At 67.9% G+C, this 521-nt stretch carries 1 protein-coding gene; it reads left to right on the forward strand.

The window, feature by feature from the left end:
* Positions 1-521 (forward strand): DUF222 domain-containing protein (locus ACOQFP_RS00015; RefSeq protein ID WP_421583070.1); only part of this gene is annotated, 521 nt, incomplete at both ends.

Below are 521 nucleotides of genomic sequence, written 5' to 3' on the forward strand. Positions count from 1 at the left end.
TGGGTCATGACGACGGAGATCTGGCAACTGAGCGAGGACCAACTCCTCGCCGACGCCGCCGCGGTCTCCCACCAGATCCAGTTGCTCGAAGCCCGCCGCATCGCCCTCGTCGCCGAGATCGACACCCGCGTCACCCGCGAGAAACTCGGCTTCCCCGGCCCCGCCGGCTGGCTCACCTCCACCACCCTGCTCACGCCAGGCAAAGCCAACAAAATTCTCGCCCTCGCCCGCGGACTGAAGAACTTCCCCGACATCGCCGACGCCGTCAACACCGGCGTCATGTCCATCGACCATGCCGCCCTCATCCTCGCCTTCGCCGAAACCCCACCCCACGACCTCCCACCCGAGGGCCGCGACATGGCTCGAGCAGCACTGATCACAGCCGCGACCGGACCCGAAGCCCGCACCGGCCCCCTACGCGCAGCCATCACCCGCTTGCACGACCTCTACGGCGGCACCACCCCACCCGCCGAAGACACCGACCGCAACGAACTGTTCGCCTCCACCACATTGAACGGGCG

This window comes from Rhodococcus sp. MALMAid1271 (assembly GCF_049195265.1).
Taxonomy (GTDB): domain Bacteria; phylum Actinomycetota; class Actinomycetes; order Mycobacteriales; family Mycobacteriaceae; genus Rhodococcoides.